This is a genomic window from Cellulomonas sp. URHB0016 (assembly GCF_054057935.1).
Map to the genome: position 1 here is coordinate 2,000,218 of NZ_JBSRZU010000001.1, position 21,996 is coordinate 2,022,213.

Here is a 21,996-nt window from a genome sequence, read left to right on the forward strand (position 1 = left end):
TGCACCGCTGCGGACTCTACGTCCTGTCGTCAAGCGTCCGGGCCGCCGCCGCCTGCCTCAGGACCAGCATGACCGCGAACGCCAGGCACGACGCCATGAGAGTTCCCGCCGCCCCGCCAAGGTACGCCGTGACCTCGTCGGCCCGGGACGTGAGGTCCTCCACGTCGTGCCAGGAGTGCGAGAGCGCGACGGCGGCCGACGCCCCGGCGCCGATCCCGACGACGACGAGCACTGCGATCACGCCGCGCATCGCCCGCGGCGTCGGAGGCGCCTGACCGGCGTCGACGCGGCGGACCGCGCCCGTCGCCGTCGCCGTCGCGACCGGGCGCAGCGCGATCATCGCGCACGTCAGCGCCGTCCAGCCGAGCACCACCAGGATCGCGGCGACGACGTCCGACGGCCGGTGCCACTGACCGATGAGGGTCGAGACGCCCGTGAGGGTCGTGTACGCCGCGCCGACGAGCGCCGCCCACGGGCGCACGCGCGGAGGCACCACGAGCAGGAGGGCGGCGGAGATCGACGCGGCCGCGGTGGTGTGCCCGCTGGGCAGCGTGTTGCCGTACTGGCCGTGGCCGCCGAGCTCGGGCCGCTCGAACACCTCGTTCTTGAGCACCCGGGTGGTGACGTTCGCGCCGATCATCAGGACCGCGACCTGCAGGGCGAGCTCCCAGCGCCGCCGGAGCACCGCGATCAGCATCGCCGCGATCAGCACCGCGGCGATGAAGCCCACGGACACCACGTCGAGCACGTCCTCCGCGACCTTCCACAGCTGCGTCTGGCCGTACTCCGCGCCGTCGTACGCGGCGGTCTCGACGAGCTGTCCCGCGCGGGTGTTCACGAACACGCGCCACAGCCACCACACACCGACGGCCGACGCGGCGGCGACCCCGAGGCAGGCGGCGACGACCGCGCCACGCGGGCGGGCCGGTCGGCTCGGCGCGGGCGACGGCGCACGGACCACCGGGGCGCTGCTCACCGGAACACGGTAGGTCACCCGGGCCCCCGATCCGTCACGTGGTCCGGCCGGCGCTGGGCCGATGTCCGACCCTGCTGCCATAGTGACGACCACCGGACGCGTCGCCCGCCACGGGCCTCGGCGAGCGACGGGAGCCGCGACGGAGGAGCACCGTGGACTGGACACTCGAGGTCGTGATCGTGCCGGTGAGCGATCTCGACGCGTCGATCGCCTTCTACCGGGACCAGGTCGGGTTCGACCTCGACCACGAGACGACCAACGAGCACATGCACGTCGCTCAGCTCACCCCACGGGGCTCGGGCTGCTCCATCGTGATCGGGTCGCTGCCCTCGCAGAACCAGATGCCGCCGGGCAGCCTGCACGGGCTGCAGCTGGTGGTGCCCGACGCCGAGGCGGCTCGTGCGGAGCTCCTCTCCCGCGGCGTCGAGGCCTCGGAGATCACGGTGTTCGACGAGCGGGACGGCGGGACGTTCTTCGGGTTCGCCGACCCGGACGGGAACTCGTGGGCGGTGCAGCAGATCCGCGCGCGGGCCGACCGGCCGCTCATCCCGGTCGAGGCGCGGGGACGGTTCGGGGCCTGACGGTCCGGCGGATGTCGAGATCCGTCGGTCGGCTCCGACCCCCTGCCGACAGAGCGCCCACCCGGGGCGCCGAGGAGCGAGGATCGACGCCATGAAGTACATGCTGCTCATCTACAACCGTCCCGGCTTCGTCGAGGAGCTGTCCGACGCCGACCGCGAAGCGCTGTTCGGTGAGGTCGGCGAGCTCATGTCCGAGCTGGAGCAGGCCGGCGAGCTCATCGGCGGGCAGGCGCTCGCGGCCCCGTCCACCGCCCGGACGTCGCGGGGCGTGGGCGGCCGGGCCGTGCTCACCGACGGCCCGTTCCAGGAGAGCAAGGAGCAGTTCGCGGGCTACGTGGCCCTCGACTGCGACCAGGCGCGAGCCGAGGAGATCGCGCTGCGCTGGCCCGACACCCGGTTCGGCGGCGCCATCGAGGTCCGCGCGGTGATGCAGGACTCCGGCGCGGAGATGTGATGCCGGTGCGGCACCGTGGCGGGCAGGTCCGGGACGGGTCGTGACGATGCTCGATCCGGAGGTCGAGGCCGTGCTCCGGACGACGGGTCCCCAGGTGCTGGGGGTCCTCGTCCGGCGGCACGGCCAGTTCGACGCGTGCGAGGACGCCGTGCAGGACGCGCTCCTCGCGGCGGCGACCCAGTGGCCCCGCGACGGCGTCCCGGACAGTCCGCACGCCTGGCTGCTGACCGTCGCCGGCCGCCGGCTGACGGACGCCTGGCGGTCCGACAGCGCGCGCCGCACGCGTGAGGTGGCGGTCGTCGCACTCGACCCGCGGGAGCCGGGTCCGGTGCCGGGCGAGGACGACACGCTCACCCTGCTGTTCCTGTGCTGTCACCCGGCGCTCACCCCGCCGTCCCAGGTGGCGCTCACGCTGCGCGCGGTCGGTGGCCTGACCACCGCCGAGATCGCGGCGGCCTACCTGGTGCCGGAGGCGACGATGGCCCAGCGCATCAGCCGGGCCAAGCAGAAGGTCCGGGCCGCGGGCGGGCGCTTCGTCGAGCCACCGACGGCCGAACGGGCGGAGCGCCTCGACACGGTGCTGCAGGTCCTCTACCTCGTGTTCACCGAGGGATACACCTCGTCCGCCGGAGCCTCGCTGCTGCGCACCGACCTCACCGCCGAGGCGATCCGCCTCGGCCGCATGCTGCACACCCTGCTGCCCGACGACGGCGAGGTCACCGGGCTGCTCGCGCTCATGCTCCTCACCGACGCCCACCGGCCGGCCCGCACCGACCGCACCGGCGGGCTCGTGCCGCTCGCGGAGCAGGACCGGACGCGGTGGGACCGGGCGCAGCTCGACGAGGGGGTCGCGCTCGTGACGGCCGCCCTCGCCCGGCACGCCGCCGGGCCGTACCTGCTGCAGGCCGCCATCGCCGCGGTGCATGCCGAGGCACCGAGCGCGCAGGACACCGACTGGCCGCAGGTCGTCGCGCTGTACCGGGTCCTGGCCCACGTGGCGCCCGGGCCGATGGTGACCCTGAACCAGGCCGTCGCGGTCGCGATGGTGGACGGTCCGCAGGCGGGGCTGGACCTGCTGGAACCGCTCGACCACGACGACCGCACGGCCGGTCACCACCGCCTCGCGGCGGTCCGCGCCCACCTGCTGGAGCTGGCCGGTGACCTGCCGGCCGCGCGGTCCGCCTACCGGGTGGCCGCTCGGCTCACCACCAGCCTGCCGGAGCAGCGCTACCTCGACGCCCGGGCGGCTCGCCTGGGCGGCCACCACTGACGCCGGGGCTCGCCCGTCGGGCCTCGCCGGACGGTGGCGCGCCGGGCCTCGCCGGACGCTCGCCCGTCAGGCCTTCCCGGACGCTGGCGCGTCAGGCCTCGCCGGACGCTCGCCGGTCAGGCTTCGCCGGATGCTCTCGGGCCGGGCCTCGCCGGGCCTGGCCTGGCCGGGCCCGGCCTCGCCGGGCGCGGTGCCGTCGGCTCAGTCCGTGCTCGTGGGCTCCGCCGGTGCCGGCCGGGACGACGGGCGCCGACGCGCCTTGAGCCAGGCCCAGCCCCGCAGCACGACCGCCCGGAGCCGGTCCGTGAGCCGCCTGGCCGCGTCGAACTCGGTGCTGAGGATGCCGAGGCCCAGGAAGATCACGAGCCATCCCGGCCCGGGGAGGACCAGCAGCGCGATGCCCACGAGCACGGTGACCGACCCGACGACGGCCACGACGACCTTGTAGGCGGCCCTCCCGCCGGGCACGCTGTCGAGCTTGCGGTGCCACGTCTCGAGAGCGCGGCGGAGCCGGTTGTCCGCCGACCCGCCGGCGTCGATCTCGTCCTGGACGGAGTCATGGCTCACGGGTCGGCCTCCCTCGGCGTGCTGCGCGGTCTGCCGGACGACGAACGGCGCGCCGCCTACCGTTCCGGGCGACGGTCGTCGACCGGTCCCGTGAAGCGTACGCGGCGACCCGGAAGCCCGCCGTCGTCGGGGACCTCCCCGCCCCGCCGGACGTCGGTCCCTCCGGTCCGTCCCAGCGCGCTTGCTCCCCCGTGCTGACGTGCTCTCCCGGGAGCACGTCGGGGACGCCAGTAAGGTTTCGGCCATGGACGACGAGTTGGGCGAGAGCGCTCCCACACCTGCCGCTCCTGCCCGGACCCGGCGACGGCCCCGCGCAGCCACGACGGAACGGCGCGCCGAGATCCTGCGCGCCGCCGCCCACACCTTCGGCACCAAGGGCTACAAGAACGGCTCGCTCGCCGAGGTCGCCGAGCAGGTCGGCATCACGCACGCCGGGGTGCTGCACCACTTCGGTTCCAAGGAGGCCCTGCTCGTCGAGGTGCTCGAGTGGCGCGACCAGGACGACGTCCGCCACCTCGAGCACCAGCACATCCCCGGCGGCGCCGAGCTGTTCCGCCACCTGGTGCGGACCGCACGGGCGAACGTCGAGCGCCGCGGCATCGTCCAGGGCTACACCGTGCTGACCGGCGAGTCCGTCACCGACGACCACCCGGCGCGCGACTGGGTCCTCGACCGGTTCACGATCCTGCGCGGTGAGATCGCCGCCGCCGTCCAGGAGGTGGGCGGACCGCCGGTCAGCGACGAGCTCGCCGCGCGCGCCGCGTCCGCCATCATCGGCGTCATGGACGGGCTGCAGGTCCAGTGGTTGCTCGACGACTCCGTCGACCTGCCCGAGGCCACCGCGTTCGCGATCGAGGCCATCCTGTCGTCGGCGCTCGCTGGCGCCGACCGCCCGCGCCCCCTGGTCTGACTAACAGCACTTTCCCAGGAACGGCCCAGGCATACCTCAGGGACCGGGACGACGCTCGTGGCATGACGACGACGACCCTCCGCCGACCGCACGCGCTGACGCGTGCCGACGGCTCACCCGTCCGTGCACTGGTGGTCGACGACGAGCCGACCCTGGCCGAGCTCCTGTCCACGGCCCTGCGGTACGAGGGCTGGAAGGTGGAGCACGCGCTCACCGGCCACGCCGCCCTCCGCCAGGTCCGCGCCGTGGACCCCGACGTCATCGTCCTCGACGTCATGCTCCCCGACCTCACCGGGCTCGAGGTCCTGCACCGGGTGCGGGCCACCCACCCCGAGGTCCCCATCCTGTTCCTCACCGCGAAGGACGCCGTCGAGGACCGCATCGCCGGCCTGACCGCCGGCGGCGACGACTACGTCACCAAACCGTTCAGCCTGGAGGAGGTCGTCGCCCGCCTGCGCGCGCTGCTCCGCCGCTCCGGCGCCGTGTCCACCCGCGACGAGGCCGTGCTCACCGTCGGCGACCTGCGGATGGACGAGGACAGCCACGAGGTGTCCCGCGGCGGCGACGACATCCACCTCACCGCCACCGAGTTCGAGCTCCTGCGGTACTTCATGCGCAACCCCAAGCGCGTGCTGTCCAAGGCGCAGATCCTCGACCGTGTCTGGCAGTACGACTTCGGCGGCCAGGCGAACATCGTCGAGCTGTACGTCTCCTACCTGCGCCGCAAGATCGACAAGGGCCGCACGCCCATGCTGCACACCCTGCGGGGCGTCGGGTACGTGCTCAAGCCGGCCTGATGACCTCCGCCCGCCCGGCGACCACGAGCCGCGGGCGCAGCCGCTGGACGCTGCGCCGGCGGCTCGTCGTCGTGCTGGTCTCCCTCGTGGCCGTCGTCGCCGCCGTGATGGGGACGGTCACGACCCTGGCGCTGCGCGGGTCGCTCCTGGCCCAGATCGACTCCCAGCTCGCCGCCGCCAACATGCGGGCCGAGCGGGCCCCCGACCGTCCCGGGACCCTCGTGGACGGCGGGACCTCCGCCGAGGGCGGGTCCGCCGCACCCGATGACCTGCCGCGTGCAGCTCCGCCGGGCGGCCTGATGCTCGGCCAGGCGATCGGCACGGTGAACGTGTTCGTGCCGGCCGACGCGTCGACGGTCCGGTCCAGCTACGTCGACGACTCCGGGCACCTGCAGGCGCCGCTCGGCCCCGCCGTGACGACGACGCTGCTGGCGCTGCCCCATGACGGGCTGCCCCGCGACGTCACGCTCGACGGGCTCGGCGCCTTCCGGGCCGTCGCGGTCGAGACCGGGAGCGGCGACGTGGTCGCGACCGCCCTGCCCACCGACGCCGTGACAGGCACCGTCACCCAGTACGTCGTCGTCGAGGTGCTCGTCGCGATGTTCGCGCTGCTCGCCGCCGCCGCGGCCGGCACGTTGCTCGTCCGGCGCGAGCTGCGGCCCCTCGACCGGGTCGCCGGCACCGCCACCCGCGTCGCCGGGCTGCCCCTCGACCGCGGCGAGGTGGTGCTCGCCGACCGCGTCGACGCACGGGACACCGACCCCGCCACCGAGGTCGGCCAGGTGGGCGCCGCGCTCAACCGCCTCCTGAGGCACGTCGAGTCCGCCCTGGCCGCCCGCCAGGAGTCCGAGTCGCAGGTCCGGCAGTTCGTCGCCGACGCGTCCCACGAGCTTCGCACGCCGCTCGCGTCGATCCGCGGGTACGCCGAGCTCGTCCGGCGGCTGCCCGACGACGTGCCCGCGAGCGCCCTGCAGGCCATGAGCCGGGTCGAGTCGGAGTCGGAGCGGATGACCGGGCTCGTCGAGGACATGCTGCTGCTCGCGCGCCTCGACGCGGGACGGCCGCTGGCGGCCGACGACGTGGACGTCGCGGTCCTCGCGATCGACGCCGTCACGGACGCGCACGCCGCAGGGCCCGACCACCGGTGGAACCTCGACCTGCCCGCCCCCGACGACGGCCCCGACCTCGTCGTGACGGGCGACGAGGACCGGCTGCGGCAGGTCCTGGCCAACCTCGTGTCCAACGCCCGGGTGCACACCCCCGCCGGCACCACCGTGACCGTGCGGGTGCGGCGGTCCCGCGACGACGTCGTCGTGCAGGTCGTCGACGACGGGCCCGGGATCCCGCCGGACCTGAGGGCCCGCGTGTTCGACCGGTTCGCGCGCGGGGAGGCCTCGCGCGTGCGCAACGGCGGGTCGACGGGGCTCGGTCTCGCCATCGCGCACGCCGTCGTGACCGCCCACGGCGGGACGCTCGACGTGGCCTGCGCCACCGGCGCCGAGACCGAGACCGAGACCCAGACCGGGACCGGGACCGGGACCACGTTCACCGTGCGGCTCCCGCATGCCTCGTCCGGCCGGCAGCCGACCACCCGTCCGTCAGCCGAACCAGCCTCGTCGGCACCCGACCGCACCGCGTCGGCAGCGGACCGAGCCTCGTCGCCAGCCGACCCGGCTTCGGCAGCACCCGACCGCGCCTCGTCGGCAACCGACCCGGCTTCGGCGGCGGCACCCGGAACTGCAAGGACCGCCTCCGCGGCGTCGAAAGGTCTCGTCGAACGCGCCCCCATCCGCACCTGACGCCCACCCGGCATCGCCACGGGCACCGGCACGGGCCGGCACCGGCACTGATCCAGCACGACACCGACATCGCGGTCGACGCCAGCGCTCCGGTCGACCGCGACGTTGGTCTCGTCGCCCGTCGTCCCTCGGGTCGCAACGTCGGCGGGGTCGGTTCAGGCTGGGGCGACGGGCCACGGCGAAGGAGCGGACATGCTCGACCTCAGCAACGCGTTCAGCGGGTTCTCCGTGGACGACGTCCCGGCCGCGCAGCGGTTCTACGGTGACATGCTCGGCCTCGACGTGACCGAGTCGAACGGCATGCTCACCCTGCACCTGGCGGGCGGGCGGGACGTCATCGTCTACCCGAAGGGCGACGCGCACGCGCCGGCGTCGTTCACGATCCTCAACTTCCCCGTGTCCGACGTCCCTGCCGCCGTCGCCGAGCTGCGCGGGCGGGGCGTCGAGTTCGAGCGCTACGAGGGCACCCCTGTGCAGACGGATGACGACTTCGTGTTCCGGGGCGGCGGCCCGCTCATCGCCTGGTTCACCGACCCGGCCGGGAACGTGCTGTCGGTCATCGACGCCTGACCACGACCTCACAGACGGCGCACAGCGCAGGCCAAGTGGCCCGCGAGGCGAGCCGCCCATCGTCGAGGCATGGACACCACGACGACACGCGACCCGCAGCCCGGGCCGACGGGCGCAGCGCAGCCGTCCGACAGCCCGCCCCCTCACCTGCCGTCCGGCCCGGTGCTGGACCTGGTCATCCCGGTGCACGACGAGGAGGCCGGCCTCGAGCGGGCCGTCCGCGCCGCCCGCCGCTTCCTGGATACCGAGTTCCCCTACCCCGCCCGGCTGACGATCGCCGACAACGCGTCCACCGACGGCACACTGGCCAGCGCCCGGCGCCTGGCGGACGAGCTCGACGGTGTCTCGGTGGTGCACCTGGACGTGAAGGGCCGTGGCCGCGCGCTGCACACCGCATGGCTGGGCTCGGACGCCCAGGTGCTCGCCTACATGGACGTGGACCTCTCGACGGACCTCTCCGCCCTGCTGCCCCTCGTCGCGCCGCTGGTCTCCGGCCACTCGCACCTGGCGATCGGCACGCGGCTCAGCCGCACGTCCCGCGTGGTGCGGGGTCCGCGCCGCGAGGTCATCTCCCGGTGCTACAACCTGCTGCTCCGCGGCACGCTGGCCACCCGGTTCTCCGACGCCCAGTGCGGCTTCAAGGCGATCCGTGCCGACGCCGCGCAGTACCTGCTGCCGCTCGTCGCGGACCACGGCTGGTTCTTCGACACCGAGCTGCTGGTGCTCGCCGAGAAGGCGGGGCTGCGCATCCACGAGGTGCCCGTCGACTGGGTGGACGACCCGGACTCGCGCGTCGACATCGTCTCGACCGCGATGGCGGACGTGCGCGGGATCGTCCGCGTGGGCCGGGACCTGGCTGCTGGACGCCTGCCGCTCACGTCCGTCCGCGAGCACCTCCCGCTCGTGGGGGACTCCCGGGCGTCGATGGCGGGGCACAGTCTGCTGCTCCACCAGCTCGTCCGCTTCGCCACGGTCGGCGTGGCCTCGACGGTCGCCTACGCGCTGCTCTACCTGCTGCTGGCCGGCCCGCTCGGACCGCAGGCCGCGAACGTCGTCTCGCTCGTGCTCACGGCCGTCGGGAACACCGCCGCGAACCGGCGCCTCACGTTCGGCGTGCGCGGCGCGTCCGGCGCGCTTCGGCACCAGGCACAGGGCCTGGCCGTCCTCGCTCTCGCGTGGGTCGTGACGGCCGGCTCGCTCGCCGCCCTGCACGCCCTCGCCCCCGGGGCGTCGCGAGCCGCCGAGCTCGCCGTCCTTGTGGTCGCGAACCTCGCGGCGACCGTCCTGCGCTTCGTCCTGCTGCGCGGCTGGGTCTTCCGCCACAGCACCACTCCCGCCTGCGCCGATCCGACGGCACCGTCCGAAGGGACCCTCCGATGACCAGCACGACCGCATCCCCGACCGGGCTCACCGACACCGGCACGTCGCCCGACGTCCCACCACACGGCCGCTCCGACGCCCCGCCCTCGGACGCCTCGGGTGGAGGGAGCGACCCGGCGACCCGCACCCGCTGGGAACGCCCCGCGCTCGTCGCGCTGCTGCTCGTGACCGCGCTGCTCTACATCTGGGACCTCGCGGCCTCCGGGTACGCCAACTCGTTCTACTCGGCTGCGGCGCAGGCCGGCTCCGAGTCGTGGACCGCGTTCCTGTACGGCGCCTCGGACGCGGCGGCCTCGATCACGGTCGACAAGCCCCCGGCCTCCTTGTGGGTCATGTCGCTGTCCGTGCGGCTGTTCGGGCTGTCGTCGTGGTCGCTGCTCCTCCCGCAGGCCCTGATGGGCGTCGCGACCGTCGGCGTGCTCTGGTCGAGCGTCCGACGCCGGTTCTCTGCGCAAGCCGCACTGCTCACCGGCGTGGTGTTCGCACTCACGCCCGTGGCAGCTCTGATGTTCCGGTTCAACAACCCGGACGCGCTGCTGGTGCTCCTCCTCGTGGGGGCTGTGTGGGCGACGATGCGTGCGGTCGACGGCCCGCGGACCACCCGCTGGATGCTGCTCGCCGGCGCACTCGTGGGGCTCGCGTTCCTCACGAAGCAGCTCCAGGCCTTCCTGGTGCTGCCCGGCCTCGCGCTCGCGTTCCTCTGGGCCGCTCCCGTCTCGCTCGGTCGGCGCGTCCGCGACGGGCTCCTCGCCGTCCTCGCGATGCTCGTGGCGGGCGGGTGGTGGGTGCTGCTCGTGGAGCTCGTGCCGGCGTCGGCCCGCCCCTACGTCGGCGGCTCCCAAGGTGACTCCTTCCTCGAGCTGACCTTCGGGTACAACGGCCTGGGCCGGCTCACCGGTGACGAGACCGGGTCCGTCGGCGGCGGCGGACCGGGTGCCGGTGGCGGTGCCATGCAGTGGGGATCGACCGGCCTCACCCGGTTGTTCCTGTCGGAGGTCGGCGGCCAGATCGCCTGGTTGGTCCCTGCCGCGCTCGTGCTCGGTGCCGTCGCGCTCTGGCTGCGTCGCCGACTCCCGCGGACCGACGGCGGGCGCGCCCAGATCGTCGTGTGGTTGTCGTGGCTGCTGGTCACGGGCCTGACGTTCTCGTTCATGGCGGGAATCTTCCACGCCTACTACACCGTCGTGCTGGCTCCGGCCGTCGCCGCGCTGGTCGGCATCGGGGCGTGGGGGCTGTGGGCGCGTCGGGGTGAGCTCTGGGCGCTGGCGGTGCTCGCCGGCGTCACCCTGGCGACCGTCGGCTGGGCCTTCACCCTCCTCGGACGCTCACCGGACTGGCTGCCGTGGCTGCGCTGGCTCGCCCTCGCCGCGGGCATCGGTGGCGCCACCCTGCTCGTCGTCGGGCACTACACCGGACCGTCGGTGCTCCGGGCGGGGGCGTTCCTCGCACTGGCCGGTGGCCTCGCCGGCCCGGCGGCATACACCGTCCAGACCGTCTCCACGGCCCACACGGGATCGATCGTGGCGGCAGGCCCGACCGTCAGTGGCATGGGGGGACCCGGCGGGGGCGGCCCGCACGGCCGGACCGGCCCCATGCCCGCGCCGCAGGACGGCAGTCAGGTCGGCCAGGTCCCCAACGGCCAGGTCCCCAACGGCCAGGTCCCGAACGGGCAGATCCCCAACGGGCAGGTCCCCGACGGGCAGATGCCCGACGGCCAGGTCCCCAACGGCCAGGTCCCCCACGGGGGGCGGCCGACGGGGCAGGCACCCGGCGGCGGCACGGGTGGCATGGGCGGCCTCCTCGAGGGCGCCACCGTCAGCACGCAGGTGCAGAGCCTTCTGCTCGAGGACGCCGAGGACTACACCTGGGTCGCCGCGGCGGTCGGCTCGCAGAACGCCGCCGGCTACCAGCTGGCCACCGAGCGGTCGGTCATGCCGGTCGGTGGCTTCAACGGCTCGGACCCGTCGCCCACCCTCGCCGAGTTCCAGCAGCTCGTCGCCGACGGTCGGATCCACTGGTTCATCGGCGGCGGGGGGTTGGGCGCCAGGGACGGCGCCACCAGCACGTCGTCGCAGATCACCGCCTGGGTGCAGGAGAGCTTCACGGCCCGGACCGTCGACGGCACCACGCTGTACGACCTGAGCGGCGGCCCGTCGAGCTCGCCCGGCACGTGACCCGACGGCATCCCCGAGCGCCCGGCCGACGTCAGCGGTCGGGCCCTCGGGCCGGTCCGACCGGGAGCCGTCCGGCGACGACGGTCAGAGCGGGAAGGCCGAGTACACGTCGACGACCTCGTCGACCGGGGCGACCACCCGGATCACGACCGTCCCGTTGGTCCACACGGCGACACCGGTTCCGTCACCGGCGTCGACGATCGTGTAGGTGCCGGCCTTCTGCCCGCCGGCCGTCACGTCGCCGCTCTGCGGGAGTGACGGGGCGCTGGCGGCGGCGGACGCGGAGGCCGTGCCTGTCGGCGCGGGTGCTGCCGCCGCCGTCGGCAGCGCGGCGACCAGCGTGGCCGCGTACGCGGCGGCTTCGTCGGCGGACTCCCACTGCCCCACCTGCACGCTCACGGTGCCCGAGCCGCCGTCGGAGTACGTCTCGGTGTACGCCTCGATGGCCCCGGCGGCCTGCCAGTCGGGGTACGGCTCCGACGTGGCCAGCGCGTACTGCAGGACCGACGTGGGCAGCGCGGCCGCGAACGCGGTGGTCGCCGCGCGGGCGACCGGCTCGACCGACGGCGTCGGCGACGGGAGCAGGACGGTGGTCGCGACCGGCGGCGGCGCGTCGTCGCCACCGGTGTCCCGGGACGCGAGGATGCCGCCGACCACGCCGATGACGACAAGCACGGCGACCCCGATCGCCGCGGGAAGCAGCCAGCGCGGACGCGGCTTCGCGTCACCCCGGGGCACCTCACCGCCGCCCGACGCAGACGGCGCGTCGCCCGACACCGACGACAGGGGTGGCCGTGCGGCGGGTCCGAAGCTGTTCTCGACGGTCCGCCCGGACGGCCGCGACGCGTACCTGATCTGGTCGGGCGCGACGAGCACCGGGGGCTCCGCCGGTGGTGTCGGCTGCGCCGGCGGCACCGGCTGCGCGACCGGTGTGGTGATGAGCGTGGGGGGCGCAGCCGACCCCGGCCGTGCGGCCGGTGCTGCCGGCGTGGCCTGTGCGGGCGGCGCGGGCTGCGAGCCGGGCACCTGCTCCGTGGCGGGGGTCGGCTCAGGGGCGGGGGTCGGCTCGCCGCGCCGGGCCAGAGGCGTGGCGGCCGGCGCGAGGGGCGTCGGCGATGCCGGCGGGCTCCACCCCGGCGCGGGCGCGGGCGAGGCCACGGTCGGCGTGCGCTCCGCGGCCGGCGTGGGTGCGGGCCCGGCCCGGTACCCGAGGTAGGGCGAGGGAGCGGACTGAGCAGGACCGGGCTGAGCGGCCCCAGCGTGTGCCGCGTCAGCACCCGCCTCGGGAGCACCCGGCTCGGGCGGGGTCTCGGGTGACGCCGCTGCCTCGGCACCGGTCGACGCCCATGCGGGACGCGTCCCCCGCTGCGCCGGATCGGGTCCGGGCTGGCCGGTGTCGGTCATCGGGGCTCCCCCTTGGCTTCGTGCGCCCGACGAGCGCCGGACGGCCGCAGCCTACCGAGCGCGCCGCGTCCGAGGCTCGGCACGCGGCCAGGGCCGGGGTGCCCGGGCATGTCGGACCCAGCGGCTAGCGTGCGGCGCGTGACCTCGACGACCGTCAAGCGTGCCGATCGCACGGCCCGCCCCCCGTTCCGCTGCTCGGAGTGTGGCTGGACCGCGACCAAGTGGGTCGGTCGGTGCGGCGAGTGCCAGGCGTGGGGCACGGTGGCGGAGGACGCAGGTCCCGGTGGGGGCGCACCGCGGACGGTGGCGACCGCACCGACGAGGGCCCCGGCGCGGCCGATCGACGAGATCGACGTGGAGACGGCCCGGGCTCGACCCACGGGCGTGGAGGAGCTCGACCGCGTGCTGGGTGGCGGGATCGTGCCGGGTGCGGTGGTGCTGCTCGCCGGCGAGCCGGGTGTCGGCAAGTCCACCCTGCTGCTCGACGTCGCGGCCCGCGCCGCCCGGACCGGGCGTCGGGTCCTCTACGTGACGGGCGAGGAGTCCGCCGCCCAGGTCCGGCTGCGGGCGGGGCGCATCCAGGCGCTGGACCCGCGCCTGCTGCTCGCCGACGAGACCGATCTCGCCACCGTGCTCGGCCACGTCGAGCAGGTGCAACCGGAGCTGCTGGTCATCGACTCGGTGCAGACGATCGCGTCGGCGTCGATCGACGGCACGGCCGGCGGTGTCGCACAGGTCCGTGAGGTCACTGCGGCCGTCATCGCCGCGGCCAAGTCGCGCGACATGCCGGTGGTCCTCGTCGGGCACGTGACCAAGGACGGCTCGGTGGCGGGTCCGCGCACGCTCGAGCACCTGGTCGACGTGGTCTGCCAGTTCGAGGGCGAGCGGCACTCGCGGCTGCGGATGCTGCGCGCGACGAAGAACCGGTACGGCCCGACGGACGAGGTCGGCTGCTTCGACCTGTCGGAGCGCGGCATCGTCGGGATCGCGGACCCCAGCGGCCTGTTCGTGTCGCAGGCGCAGCAGCCGGTACCCGGCACGTGCCTCACGGTGACGCTCGAAGGTCGCCGGCCGCTCGCCACCGAGGTGCAGGCCCTCGTGGCGCCGAGCGCGGTGCCGAACCCGCGCCGGACCACGAGCGGCATCGACTCCAGCCGGCTCGCGATGGTGCTGGCGGTGCTGCAGCGTCGGCTCGGCGCCCGGCTCGCCGACCAGGACGTCTATGTGTCGACGGTCGGAGGTGCGCGCGTCGTGGAACCCGCCGCCGACCTGGCGCTGGCACTGGCCGCGGTGAGCTCGCGCGAGAACGTGGCCCTGCCCCGCGGGCTCGTCGCGATCGGCGAGGTCGGTCTCGCCGGCGAGATCCGGACCGTGTCGGGGGTGGGTCGGCGGCTCGCCGAGGCAGCCCGTCTGGGCTTCACGCGCGCGATCGTCCCGGCCGGCGCGCTCGACGGGTTCACCACACCGGAGGGGATCGACGTCGTCACGGCATCGGACCTGGCGCAGGCCGTCGGCGCGGTGGGAATGTGAGTGCGGCGGCGCTGAGCACCGCTCTGACCAGCGCGCCGGCCAAACTGACCGCCGTGCACGCGCGGGTCGCGAACAACTCGCTGGACAGCGCTCGTTACCATGCAACCGTGCCGCACTTGCACGTCCCCGACGACCTCCTGAGGTCCACCCTTGCCGCCGTCGCGCCCGGCGGCGAGCTTCGCGACGGCTTGGAGCGGATCCTGCGGGGGCGCACAGGCGCCCTCATCGTGCTCGGGTTCGACCCGACGGTGGAGGGGATCTGCTCCGGCGGCTTCGTGCTCGACGTGGGCTTCTCCGCCACCCGGCTGCGCGAGCTGGCCAAGATGGACGGTGCCGTCGTGGTCGACGGTGACCGGATCGTGCGAGCCGCCGTGCAGCTGCTGCCCGACGTCACGATCGAGACGTCCGAGTCGGGCACCCGGCACCGCACCGCGGAGCGGGTCGCTAAGCAGACCGGCTTCCCGGTGATCTCGGTGTCCGCGTCGATGCGGATCATCGCCCTCTACGTGGGCAGCCAGCGGTACGTGCTGGAGGACTCGACCACCATCCTGTCGCGAGCCAACCAGGCCCTCGCCACCCTCGAGCGGTACAAGTCGCGGCTCGACGAGGTCAGCGGCACCCTGTCGGCGCTCGAGATCGAGGACCTCGTCACCGTCCGGGACGTGTGCGCCGTCGTGCAGCGGCTCGAGATGGTGCGCCGCATCTCCGAGGAGATCGAGGGCTACGTCGTCGAGCTCGGGACGGACGGCCGCCTCCTCACCCTGCAGCTCGACGAGCTGGTGGGCGGCCTGGGCTCCGACCGCGCGCTCGTCATCCGCGACTACCTCGACACGACCCGCCGCGACGTGGACCAGGTCCTCGCCGCGCTCGTCGAGCTCGACTCGACCGAGCTGCTCGACATGGCGCACATCGCCCGCGTCCTGGGCCTCCCGGGCGGCGGTGACACGCTCGACGCAGCCGCCGGCCCTCGCGGGTACCGCCTGCTGTCGAAGGTTCCCCGCCTCCCGGGCACCATCGTGGACCGCCTCGTCGCCCACTTCGGCGGCCTGCAGAAGCTGCTCGCGGCCGGCATCGAGGACCTCATGGCGGTGGACGGCGTCGGCGAGCAGCGGGCGCGCGCCGTCCGCGAGGGACTGTCCCGGCTCGCGGAGTCGAGCATCCTCGAACGCTACGTCTGACCCGGCGCTCCGGCTCAGACGCGCCCGGCTCCCGGCTGTCCCTGCGGCCTTCGTGATCACACCAGCTTTCGGGGTCCGCCGGCTTCCGCGATCCCGCCGGCTTCCGCGACCGCGCCGGTTTCGTGATCGCGCCAGCTCCGTGATGCCGCCGACCTGTGCGATCGCGCGGCTTCCGTGGTCGCGCCAGCTGCCGTGACTGCGCTCAGCCCAGGCCGAACACGACGGGCGGGGCGGCAGCCCCCGCGAGCGTGAACGCCGCCGAGTAGGTCCCGGCGGCGGGCGCCGGAAGCTCGTCCGGGCAGCCCACGGCGGACCGGATTCGGTTCCACGCGAGCTGCTGGGCGTCGGCGCCGCCGGCGGGCAGGAGCAGCGCGCGGGTCTCGGTGCCGTGGGCGACACAGTCCTGGTTCGACCAGACGCGGTCGTCACCGGAGGTGATGACGATCTCCCGGTGGGCGTCGCCGGCGTCGACGAGGCACGGTTCGCTGCCGGTGTTCGTGATCGTCACGGCGAACATCGGGCTCACGCCCGCGGGGAACGACTCGGCGGCTGCGACGACGGAGAGCGCGAGGTGGTCGGCCGAGCACGTCGGTACGCCGCCCGTCTCCCTGGCGGGCGTCTTGGTCGGCGTCGGCTCGGCGGTCACCGTCGCCGGTGCGGCGGCGGCGGGCGTGTCCCCACCTGCGCCCCGGCCGGCGACGAGCCACACGACGGCGAGCACGATCAGCAGGGGGATGCCGAGCACCACGAACCGGCGCACCCAGTAGACGCGAGCGGGCAGCCGCCGCCCCGGTCGTGCCTGGCTCATCGGTCCCCCGTCCGCCGCGATCCGTCCACCCGTCTCCGTCGACGCGCGACCACCCTAGGGCGGCGGCCACAGGCGCGTCGGCTCGACGCGCGGACCATACCGGAGGCCGCCGGTCAGGCCACGCAGCGCCCACCACGCGAGGCCGGTCGGGCCACGCAGCGCCCATCACGCGAGGCCGGTCGGGCCACGCAGCGCCCATCAGGCAAGACCGGAGCCCCGCAGCGCCCATCACGCGAGCCGGTCAGGCCCCGCAGCGCCCACCGCAGGAGCCGGTCGGCACCGCGCAGTTCCCATCAGGGCAGCCGGTCGGTGGGAACGACACCCCGAGAGCCGGTCAGCCCTGCCCCGGATCGGGTCGCTCGGGTCGCGGTTCGCCGCCCATCCGCCGCAGCATGTCCAGCAGCAGCGCCCGCTCGTGGGCGTCGAGCCGAGCGAGCCGTTCGGCGGCGCCGCTCTGCCGGCGGGAGGCGATCTGGTCGAGCACGGCACGCCCGTTCTCGGTGAGCTCCACCAGGGTGGCGCGGCGGTCGTGCGGGTCGTCGACCCTGCGGACCCAGCCGTCCACCTCCGCCTGGTCGACCTTCGAGGTGACGGACCGGGGCGCCACGTCGAGGGCGGCGGCGAGCTCGCCGAGCCGGCGGGGGCCGTCGCAGCGGGACAGCGTCCGCAGCAGCCGCACCTGGCCGGGGGTCGTGCCGAGCGGGGAGCCGGCGTGGGCGGCGTCGCGGTGCAGACCACGGACGACGGCGTAGAGGAGCTCGAGGAACTCGCCGGGGTCGTCGTCGTGCGTGGTCACGGCCGTGAGCGTAACCCAGTTGTGAGCCAAGCACATAGTGAGTTAACCTCAGCATCGGCCTGGGCCGCGCTCCGCGGTCCTGCACGGACGGAGGCCACCCATGAGCATGAACCACCCCGCCCCCGGTCGCGGCGGCGCCCCCACGATGCGTGGCTTCTTCTCGGACCGCACGGTCCGCGAGCACAGGCTGACCCGGACCACCCTGCGCCGCATCCTCACGTTCGCGCGCCCGTACCGAGGCCGTCTGGCCGTGTTCCTCCTGTTGATCGCCCTGGAGGCGGCGGCCGGGGCCGTCACCCCGATGCTCTTCCGCACCCTGATCGACGACGGGATCGCGAACTCCGACGAACGGCTCGTCATCGGCATCGCCGCGGTCGTGGTCGCCCTCGCCGTGCTCAGCGCGGGCCTGTCGGTCGCCGACCGCTGGGTGTCGTCCCAGGTCGGCGAAGGCCTCATCCTCGACCTCCGCACCGCCGTGTTCGACCACGTGCAGCGCATGCCGCTCGCGTTCTTCAGCCGGTCCCGCACTGGCGCGCTCGTGCAGCGGCTCAACGGTGACGTGCTCGGCGCCCAGCAGGCGTTCACGTCGACCCTGCAGAACACCGTCAGCAACGGGCTCACCGTCGTGTTCGTGCTGGCCGCGATGTTCTCGATGTCCTGGCAGCTCACCGCCATGTCGCTCGTGCTGCTCCCGGCGTTCGTGCTGCCGGCACGCTGGTTCGGCACGCGGATGGCCGCGATCACCCGGGAGAGCTACGACCTCAACGCCGACGCCGCGCAGACCATGAACGAGCGGTTCAACGTGGCGGGCGCGCACCTGGTGAAGGTGTTCGGCGACCCGGCCCGTGAGTCCGCCGCGTATGCCGCCCAGGCCGGACGGGTGCGGGACATCGGCGTGCGGCGCGCGCTGCTGTCCACGTGGTTCCGGGTCGGCCTCACGACGCTGGCGTCGGTCGCGATCGCGATCATCTACGGTGTCGGCGGTGTCATGGCGATCCAGGGCGAGCTCACCGTCGGGGTGGTCGTCGCGATGGCCGCGTATCTCGGCCGCCTGTACGGGCCGCTGACCAGCCTGTCCAACGTGCAGGTCGACGTAATGACCGCGCTCGTGAGCTTCGAACGGGTGCTCGAGGTGCTCGACCTCGAGCCCATGGTGGCCGAGCAGCCCGCCGCGACCGACCTGCGCGACGCGGTGCGGGTCGCCGGTGCGTCGGTCGAGCTCGACGCCGTGACGTTCCGCTACCCGGGCGCCGACGACGTGTCGCTCGCGTCCCTGGAGTCGGTCGCCGCGCTGCGGCACGACGTCCCGCACGACACCCTCGCGGAGGTCGCGTTCACCGTGCCCGCCGGGCAGATGGTCGCGCTCGTCGGCCCGTCGGGCGCCGGCAAGACGACGATCTCCCAGCTGGTCAGCCGCATGTACGACCCGACCGGCGGCACGGTCCGCATCGCCGGCCAGGACCTGCGCGACGTGACCTTCGAGTCGCTGCGCGCGACCGTGGGCGTGGTCAGCCAGGAGGCTCACCTGTTCCACGACACCATCGCGGGCAACCTGCGCTTCGCACGCCCGGACGCCACGGACGACGAGCTCGAGCACGCCCTGCGCCAGGCGCACGTGTGGGACCTCGTCGAGACGCTGCCCGACGGCCTCGACACCGTGGTCGGCGACCGCGGCTACCGGCTGTCCGGCGGTGAGCGCCAGCGGCTGGCGATCGCGCGGCTGCTCCTCAAGGCGCCCGATGTCGTGGTCCTCGACGAGGCGACCGCCCACCTCGACTCCGAGTCGGAGTCCGCCGTCCAGGCCGCCCTCGACGAGGCCCTGCACGGCCGCACGTCGCTCGTCATCGCGCACCGGCTCTCCACGGTGCGGCAGGCGGACGCGATCGTCGTCGTGGCGCACGGCCGCGTCGTCGAGCAGGGGACCCACGCCGAGCTGCTGGCCCGCGACGGCCTCTATGCCGAGCTGTACCGGACCCAGTTCCGGGAGCACGACGAGCCGGCCGGCCAGCCCGCGCTCCTCTGACCAGGCTCTACGCTCCGGAGATGATCGGAACCATCGACGAGGTCGTCATCGACTGCGCCGACCCGGGCCTGCTCGCCCGGTTCTGGGCGGGCGTGCTCGGCGGCGAGCCGCAGACCCGCGACGACGACTGGCACTACCTCTACCCGCCGGGCTGGACGCAGCTGTCGTTCCAGCGTGTGCCGGAAGGCAAGGTCGTGAAGAACCGGCTGCACCTCGACGTGCTCGTCGACGACGTCGAGATCGCGACCCGCCAGGCGGAGGCGCTCGGCGCGACCCGCCTCGGCCCGGTGCACGCCGACGGTCCGGGCACGTTCCAGGTCCTGCAGGACCCGGAGGGCAACGAGTGGTGCGTCGTCCGCCCGAACCCCCGCCCGGCCGCGCCCGGCGACCCGTCGTCGCTCGACCCCACCGGCGGCTCGGCCGGCGCGGCGCCCTCGGCATGACGACCGCCACGAGCGACGACGACCTGGTCCGCGACGCCCGCTCGCCCGGCCGCACGCTGAGCCTCACGTTCGACGACGGACCGCACCCCGAGAACACACCTGCACTGCTCCGTGTCCTGGGCCGGCACTCCGTCACCGCCGTGTTCTTCGTGTGCGGCGCAGAGGTCGCCGAGCACCCCGAGATCGTGCGGGAGACCGCCGCGCTCGGACATGTCCTGGGCAACCACACGATGCACCACGACGACCTGGAGACCTGGCCGGCCCACCGCGTCGAGGCGGACCTGCGAGCGACGAACGCCGCCGTCGAGGCCGCCGCTCCTGGCACACCCATCCCGTACTTCCGTGCCCCGTACCTGCGTTGGGGCGACTCGCGGCAGGTCGCGCACGACCTGGGGATGCGCCGGGTCGACTGCCGGTTCCACGTCGCCGACTGGGAGCCGCAGACCGCCGACGCGCTCTACGAACGGCTCGTCGCCGGCGCCGAGCCGGGTGCGGTGATCCTGCTGCATGACGGCGGCGGGGACCGGACTGCGACGGTCGAGGCCGTCGACCGCTTCATCCCCGAGATGCGCTCGCGCGGGTGGGAGTTCGACCTGCCCTGACCGTCGCCCGTCCGGAGCGCCTACAGGTCCGCGGGGTCCACCAGGAAGTCGGCCTCGTCGGCGATCTCCCCGCCGAGGACAGCGTGCAGCGCGCGGGCGACCGCCTGCACCTGGGGAGAGGCTCGACCCCGGGCGACGCGGTGCTCGAACGACGGCTTCTCCGCCTCGAGCTCCTCGACGAGCAGCGGCTCCCAGTGCACGCGGTAGGCGACGACACCGCTCGCGGTCCACGGCAGGGCCCGCATCAGCGGCGGCACCTCCGCCTCGAAGTACGCCTCGACGCTGATGATCCCGTCCACCCCGAGGTCCACGAGCACGCCGTACGACTCGGGGGCCGGGGGCGCCGCCAGCATGAGCTCGTCGAACGCCGCCGCCTCCGCGTCGAGCCGGGCCCGCTCGTGCTCGTCGGCCACGCCGTGCCGATCGAGCGCGGTGCGCAGGCCGCGACCGCCGGCTTCCGGCAGGTACGACGGCACCCCCTCGGACGCGCGGCCGGCACCGGCCATGGGCCCGGACCACGACGAGCTCGCCTCGGAGAGCCGCGCGCGCGAGACGACGGACTGGACGACCGCGAGGGCGTGGTCGGGCTCGAGCCAGCGGTCCGCGAGGAGTGTGAGGTCGATGGCGGCGTCGATGTCGGGCGTGAGGACCGCACCCGACTCCCCGATGCGCACCGCACCGCCGAGCCGGCGCGCGGCGGCGACGAGCCACTGCACCACCCGCTCCTCCTCGCGCACCGGCATGCCGTCGGGGAACGCACGCTTCAGACCGTCCCGGTCACCGCCCGCGTACGGCGGCCGGCCCCGCTCACGCGGGCAGTCGAGGTCGTAGACCACGACCGTCGACCGCGGCAGACCCAGGCTGACGCAGTCCTCCGCCTCGACCCGGTACGGTCCGCGGAGCTTGGACAGGCGCGCCAGCCGCAGGGCCGGCGCCGTCGGACTGACGCTCCGGATGCCGAACGCCGCCGTCATGGGCCGCACGATCCCGCGGGACGGCGGCACCTCGTCCGCGGGCTCCTCCCACCGGGCCGTGCCGAAGCGGCTCAGGGCGAGCGTCTCGACCTCGTCGGAGTCGATCCCCTCGGGCAGGGCGAGGAGATGGCGGCTGCGCAGCTGGGGGTCGGAGGCGACCAGTCGCGGGATCGTCACGCTCACACCTCGGTGCGGTGGAAGTTCTGCCAGGACCGGGAGGCCGTGGGGCCTCGCTGCCCCTGGTACCGGGAGCCGTAGCCCGCGGCGCCGTAGGGCTGCTCCGCGGCCGACGACAGCCGGAAGAAGCACATCTGACCGATCTTCATGCCCGGCCACAGCAGGATCGGCAGCGTCGCCACGTTGGAGAGCTCGAGCGTCACGTGCCCGGAGAACCCGGGGTCGACGAACCCCGCCGTCGAGTGCGTGAGGAGGCCCAGCCGCCCGAGGGACGACTTGCCCTCGAGACGCGCCGCCACGTCGTCGGGCAGCGAGACCTGCTCGTAGGTGGAGCCGAGCACGAACTCCCCGGGGTGCAGTACGAACGCCTCGCCCGACTCGACCTCGACGAGCCGCGTGAGCTCCGGCTGGTCGATCGACGGGTCGATCACCGGGTACTTGTGGTTGTCGAACAGCCGGAAGTACCGGTCGAGCCGCACGTCGATGCTGGAGGGCTGGATCATCCCCGGGTCGTAGGGCTCGAGAGCCACACGACCCGAGTCGAGCTCGGCCCTGATGTCACGGTCGGAGAGCAGCACGGGGT

The 21,996-nt window shown here is 74.3% G+C and carries 21 protein-coding genes; 14 read left to right on the forward strand and 7 right to left on the reverse strand.

Features of this window, described 5'->3' with window-relative positions:
- Window positions 1-16 precede the first annotated feature (16 nt).
- Complete coding sequence (locus ACVW07_RS09215; protein WP_456818950.1) at window positions 17-976, reverse strand: phosphatase PAP2 family protein; 960 nt, start codon at window positions 974-976, stop codon at window positions 17-19.
- 152 nt (window positions 977-1,128) lie between these two features.
- Here ACVW07_RS09215 and ACVW07_RS09220 point away from each other — a divergent pair, with 152 nt between their 5' ends.
- From ACVW07_RS09220 to ACVW07_RS09230, 3 genes are all read left to right on the forward strand, one after another.
- The gene (locus ACVW07_RS09220) at window positions 1,129-1,557 is read left to right on the forward strand and encodes a VOC family protein (RefSeq protein WP_456818951.1); all 429 of its coding nucleotides are present in this window, start codon (window positions 1,129-1,131) and stop codon (window positions 1,555-1,557) included.
- A 91-nt stretch (window positions 1,558-1,648) separates the two neighbouring features.
- On the forward strand, window positions 1,649-2,011 hold the full coding sequence (locus tag ACVW07_RS09225) for a YciI family protein (protein ID WP_456818952.1): 363 nt from the start codon (window positions 1,649-1,651) through the stop codon (window positions 2,009-2,011).
- A 46-nt stretch (window positions 2,012-2,057) separates the two neighbouring features.
- Window positions 2,058-3,281: an RNA polymerase sigma factor gene (locus ACVW07_RS09230; protein WP_456821055.1), complete on the forward strand. Its 1,224-nt coding sequence runs from the start codon at window positions 2,058-2,060 to the stop codon at window positions 3,279-3,281.
- Between the two features lie 201 nt (window positions 3,282-3,482).
- Here the strand turns inward: ACVW07_RS09230 and ACVW07_RS09235 are convergent, their stop codons facing one another.
- Window positions 3,483-3,848, reverse strand: coding sequence for a PGPGW domain-containing protein (locus ACVW07_RS09235; RefSeq protein WP_456818953.1), 366 nt, complete (start codon window positions 3,846-3,848; stop codon window positions 3,483-3,485).
- A 244-nt stretch (window positions 3,849-4,092) separates the two neighbouring features.
- Here ACVW07_RS09235 and ACVW07_RS09240 point away from each other — a divergent pair, with 244 nt between their 5' ends.
- The 6 genes from ACVW07_RS09240 (at window position 4,093) to ACVW07_RS09265 (ending at window position 11,478) form a co-directional block, all read left to right on the forward strand.
- Window positions 4,093-4,758, forward strand: coding sequence for a TetR/AcrR family transcriptional regulator (locus ACVW07_RS09240; protein WP_456818954.1), 666 nt, complete (start codon window positions 4,093-4,095; stop codon window positions 4,756-4,758).
- Between the two features lie 62 nt (window positions 4,759-4,820).
- Window positions 4,821-5,555 carry a response regulator transcription factor gene (locus ACVW07_RS09245; RefSeq protein ID WP_456818955.1) on the forward strand — a complete coding sequence of 245 codons (735 nt, stop codon included), beginning with the start codon at window positions 4,821-4,823 and terminating at the stop codon, window positions 5,553-5,555.
- Entirely contained in the window at window positions 5,555-7,354 is a 1,800-nt protein-coding gene (locus ACVW07_RS09250) for an ATP-binding protein (RefSeq protein WP_456818956.1), read from the forward strand. Before ACVW07_RS09245 ends, ACVW07_RS09250 begins: the two co-directional genes overlap by 1 nt.
- 192 nt (window positions 7,355-7,546) lie before the next feature.
- On the forward strand, window positions 7,547-7,924 hold the full coding sequence (locus ACVW07_RS09255) for a VOC family protein (RefSeq protein ID WP_456818957.1): 378 nt from the start codon (window positions 7,547-7,549) through the stop codon (window positions 7,922-7,924).
- 69 nt (window positions 7,925-7,993) lie between these two features.
- Complete coding sequence (locus ACVW07_RS09260; protein ID WP_456818958.1) at window positions 7,994-9,304, forward strand: glycosyltransferase; 1,311 nt, start codon at window positions 7,994-7,996, stop codon at window positions 9,302-9,304.
- Window positions 9,301-11,478 carry a glycosyltransferase family 39 protein gene (locus ACVW07_RS09265; RefSeq protein WP_456818959.1) on the forward strand — a complete coding sequence of 726 codons (2,178 nt, stop codon included), beginning with the start codon at window positions 9,301-9,303 and terminating at the stop codon, window positions 11,476-11,478. Before ACVW07_RS09260 ends, ACVW07_RS09265 begins: the two co-directional genes overlap by 4 nt.
- Before the next feature lie 84 nt (window positions 11,479-11,562).
- Here the strand turns inward: ACVW07_RS09265 and ACVW07_RS09270 are convergent, their stop codons facing one another.
- Complete coding sequence (locus ACVW07_RS09270; protein WP_456818960.1) at window positions 11,563-12,882, reverse strand: hypothetical protein; 1,320 nt, start codon at window positions 12,880-12,882, stop codon at window positions 11,563-11,565.
- A gap of 108 nt (window positions 12,883-12,990) precedes the next feature.
- Between ACVW07_RS09270 and radA the strand changes: the two genes are divergently transcribed.
- Window positions 12,991-14,412, forward strand: coding sequence for a DNA repair protein RadA (gene radA, locus ACVW07_RS09275; RefSeq protein WP_456818961.1), 1,422 nt, complete (start codon window positions 12,991-12,993; stop codon window positions 14,410-14,412).
- A gap of 107 nt (window positions 14,413-14,519) precedes the next feature.
- The gene (gene disA / locus ACVW07_RS09280) at window positions 14,520-15,590 is read left to right on the forward strand and encodes a DNA integrity scanning diadenylate cyclase DisA (protein ID WP_456818962.1); all 1,071 of its coding nucleotides are present in this window, start codon (window positions 14,520-14,522) and stop codon (window positions 15,588-15,590) included.
- 202 nt (window positions 15,591-15,792) lie between these two features.
- Here the strand turns inward: disA and ACVW07_RS09285 are convergent, their stop codons facing one another.
- Complete coding sequence (locus ACVW07_RS09285) at window positions 15,793-16,398, reverse strand: hypothetical protein (protein ID WP_456818963.1); 606 nt, start codon at window positions 16,396-16,398, stop codon at window positions 15,793-15,795.
- A gap of 334 nt (window positions 16,399-16,732) precedes the next feature.
- On the reverse strand, window positions 16,733-17,194 hold the full coding sequence (locus tag ACVW07_RS09290) for a MarR family winged helix-turn-helix transcriptional regulator (RefSeq protein WP_456818964.1): 462 nt from the start codon (window positions 17,192-17,194) through the stop codon (window positions 16,733-16,735).
- A gap of 100 nt (window positions 17,195-17,294) precedes the next feature.
- Here ACVW07_RS09290 and ACVW07_RS09295 point away from each other — a divergent pair, with 100 nt between their 5' ends.
- From ACVW07_RS09295 to ACVW07_RS09305, 3 genes are read left to right on the forward strand one after another with little or no spacing between them, the layout of a single operon-like run.
- Entirely contained in the window at window positions 17,295-19,217 is a 1,923-nt protein-coding gene (locus tag ACVW07_RS09295; protein WP_456818965.1) for an ABC transporter ATP-binding protein, read from the forward strand.
- Between the two features lie 20 nt (window positions 19,218-19,237).
- Window positions 19,238-19,660 (forward strand): VOC family protein, encoded by a 423-nt coding sequence (locus ACVW07_RS09300; protein ID WP_456818966.1) that lies wholly within the window; start codon window positions 19,238-19,240, stop codon window positions 19,658-19,660.
- Window positions 19,657-20,262, forward strand: coding sequence for a polysaccharide deacetylase family protein (locus ACVW07_RS09305; RefSeq protein WP_456818967.1), 606 nt, complete (start codon window positions 19,657-19,659; stop codon window positions 20,260-20,262). Before ACVW07_RS09300 ends, ACVW07_RS09305 begins: the two co-directional genes overlap by 4 nt.
- A gap of 20 nt (window positions 20,263-20,282) precedes the next feature.
- Here ACVW07_RS09305 and ACVW07_RS09310 read toward each other — a convergent pair whose 3' ends face one another.
- Complete coding sequence (locus tag ACVW07_RS09310) at window positions 20,283-21,413, reverse strand: hypothetical protein (RefSeq protein WP_456818968.1); 1,131 nt, start codon at window positions 21,411-21,413, stop codon at window positions 20,283-20,285.
- A 2-nt stretch (window positions 21,414-21,415) separates the two neighbouring features.
- On the reverse strand, window positions 21,416-21,991 hold the full coding sequence (dcd, locus tag ACVW07_RS09315) for a dCTP deaminase (RefSeq protein ID WP_456818969.1): 576 nt from the start codon (window positions 21,989-21,991) through the stop codon (window positions 21,416-21,418).
- Window positions 21,992-21,996: the final 5 nt, after the last annotated feature.

Bases quoted from the DNA above. Each gene is read 5' to 3' on its own strand.
- ACVW07_RS09225 (WP_456818952.1), top strand. From the start codon at position 1,649: ATGAAGTACATGCTGCTCATCTACAACCGTCCCGGCTTCGTCGAGGAG.
- ACVW07_RS09230 (WP_456821055.1), top strand. From the start codon at position 2,058: ATGCTCGATCCGGAGGTCGAGGCCGTGCTCCGGACGACGGGTCCCCAG.
- ACVW07_RS09240 (WP_456818954.1), top strand. From the start codon at position 4,093: ATGGACGACGAGTTGGGCGAGAGCGCTCCCACACCTGCCGCTCCTGCC.
- ACVW07_RS09245 (WP_456818955.1), top strand. From the start codon at position 4,821: ATGACGACGACGACCCTCCGCCGACCGCACGCGCTGACGCGTGCCGAC.
- ACVW07_RS09250 (WP_456818956.1), top strand. From the start codon at position 5,555: ATGACCTCCGCCCGCCCGGCGACCACGAGCCGCGGGCGCAGCCGCTGG.
- ACVW07_RS09255 (WP_456818957.1), top strand. From the start codon at position 7,547: ATGCTCGACCTCAGCAACGCGTTCAGCGGGTTCTCCGTGGACGACGTC.
- ACVW07_RS09260 (WP_456818958.1), top strand. From the start codon at position 7,994: ATGGACACCACGACGACACGCGACCCGCAGCCCGGGCCGACGGGCGCA.
- ACVW07_RS09265 (WP_456818959.1), top strand. From the start codon at position 9,301: ATGACCAGCACGACCGCATCCCCGACCGGGCTCACCGACACCGGCACG.
- ACVW07_RS09270 (WP_456818960.1), bottom strand. From the start codon at position 12,882: ATGACCGACACCGGCCAGCCCGGACCCGATCCGGCGCAGCGGGGGACG.
- radA (WP_456818961.1), top strand. From the start codon at position 12,991: ATGTCGGACCCAGCGGCTAGCGTGCGGCGCGTGACCTCGACGACCGTC.
- ACVW07_RS09285 (WP_456818963.1), bottom strand. From the start codon at position 16,398: ATGAGCCAGGCACGACCGGGGCGGCGGCTGCCCGCTCGCGTCTACTGG.
- ACVW07_RS09295 (WP_456818965.1), top strand. From the start codon at position 17,295: ATGAGCATGAACCACCCCGCCCCCGGTCGCGGCGGCGCCCCCACGATG.
- ACVW07_RS09300 (WP_456818966.1), top strand. From the start codon at position 19,238: ATGATCGGAACCATCGACGAGGTCGTCATCGACTGCGCCGACCCGGGC.
- ACVW07_RS09305 (WP_456818967.1), top strand. From the start codon at position 19,657: ATGACGACCGCCACGAGCGACGACGACCTGGTCCGCGACGCCCGCTCG.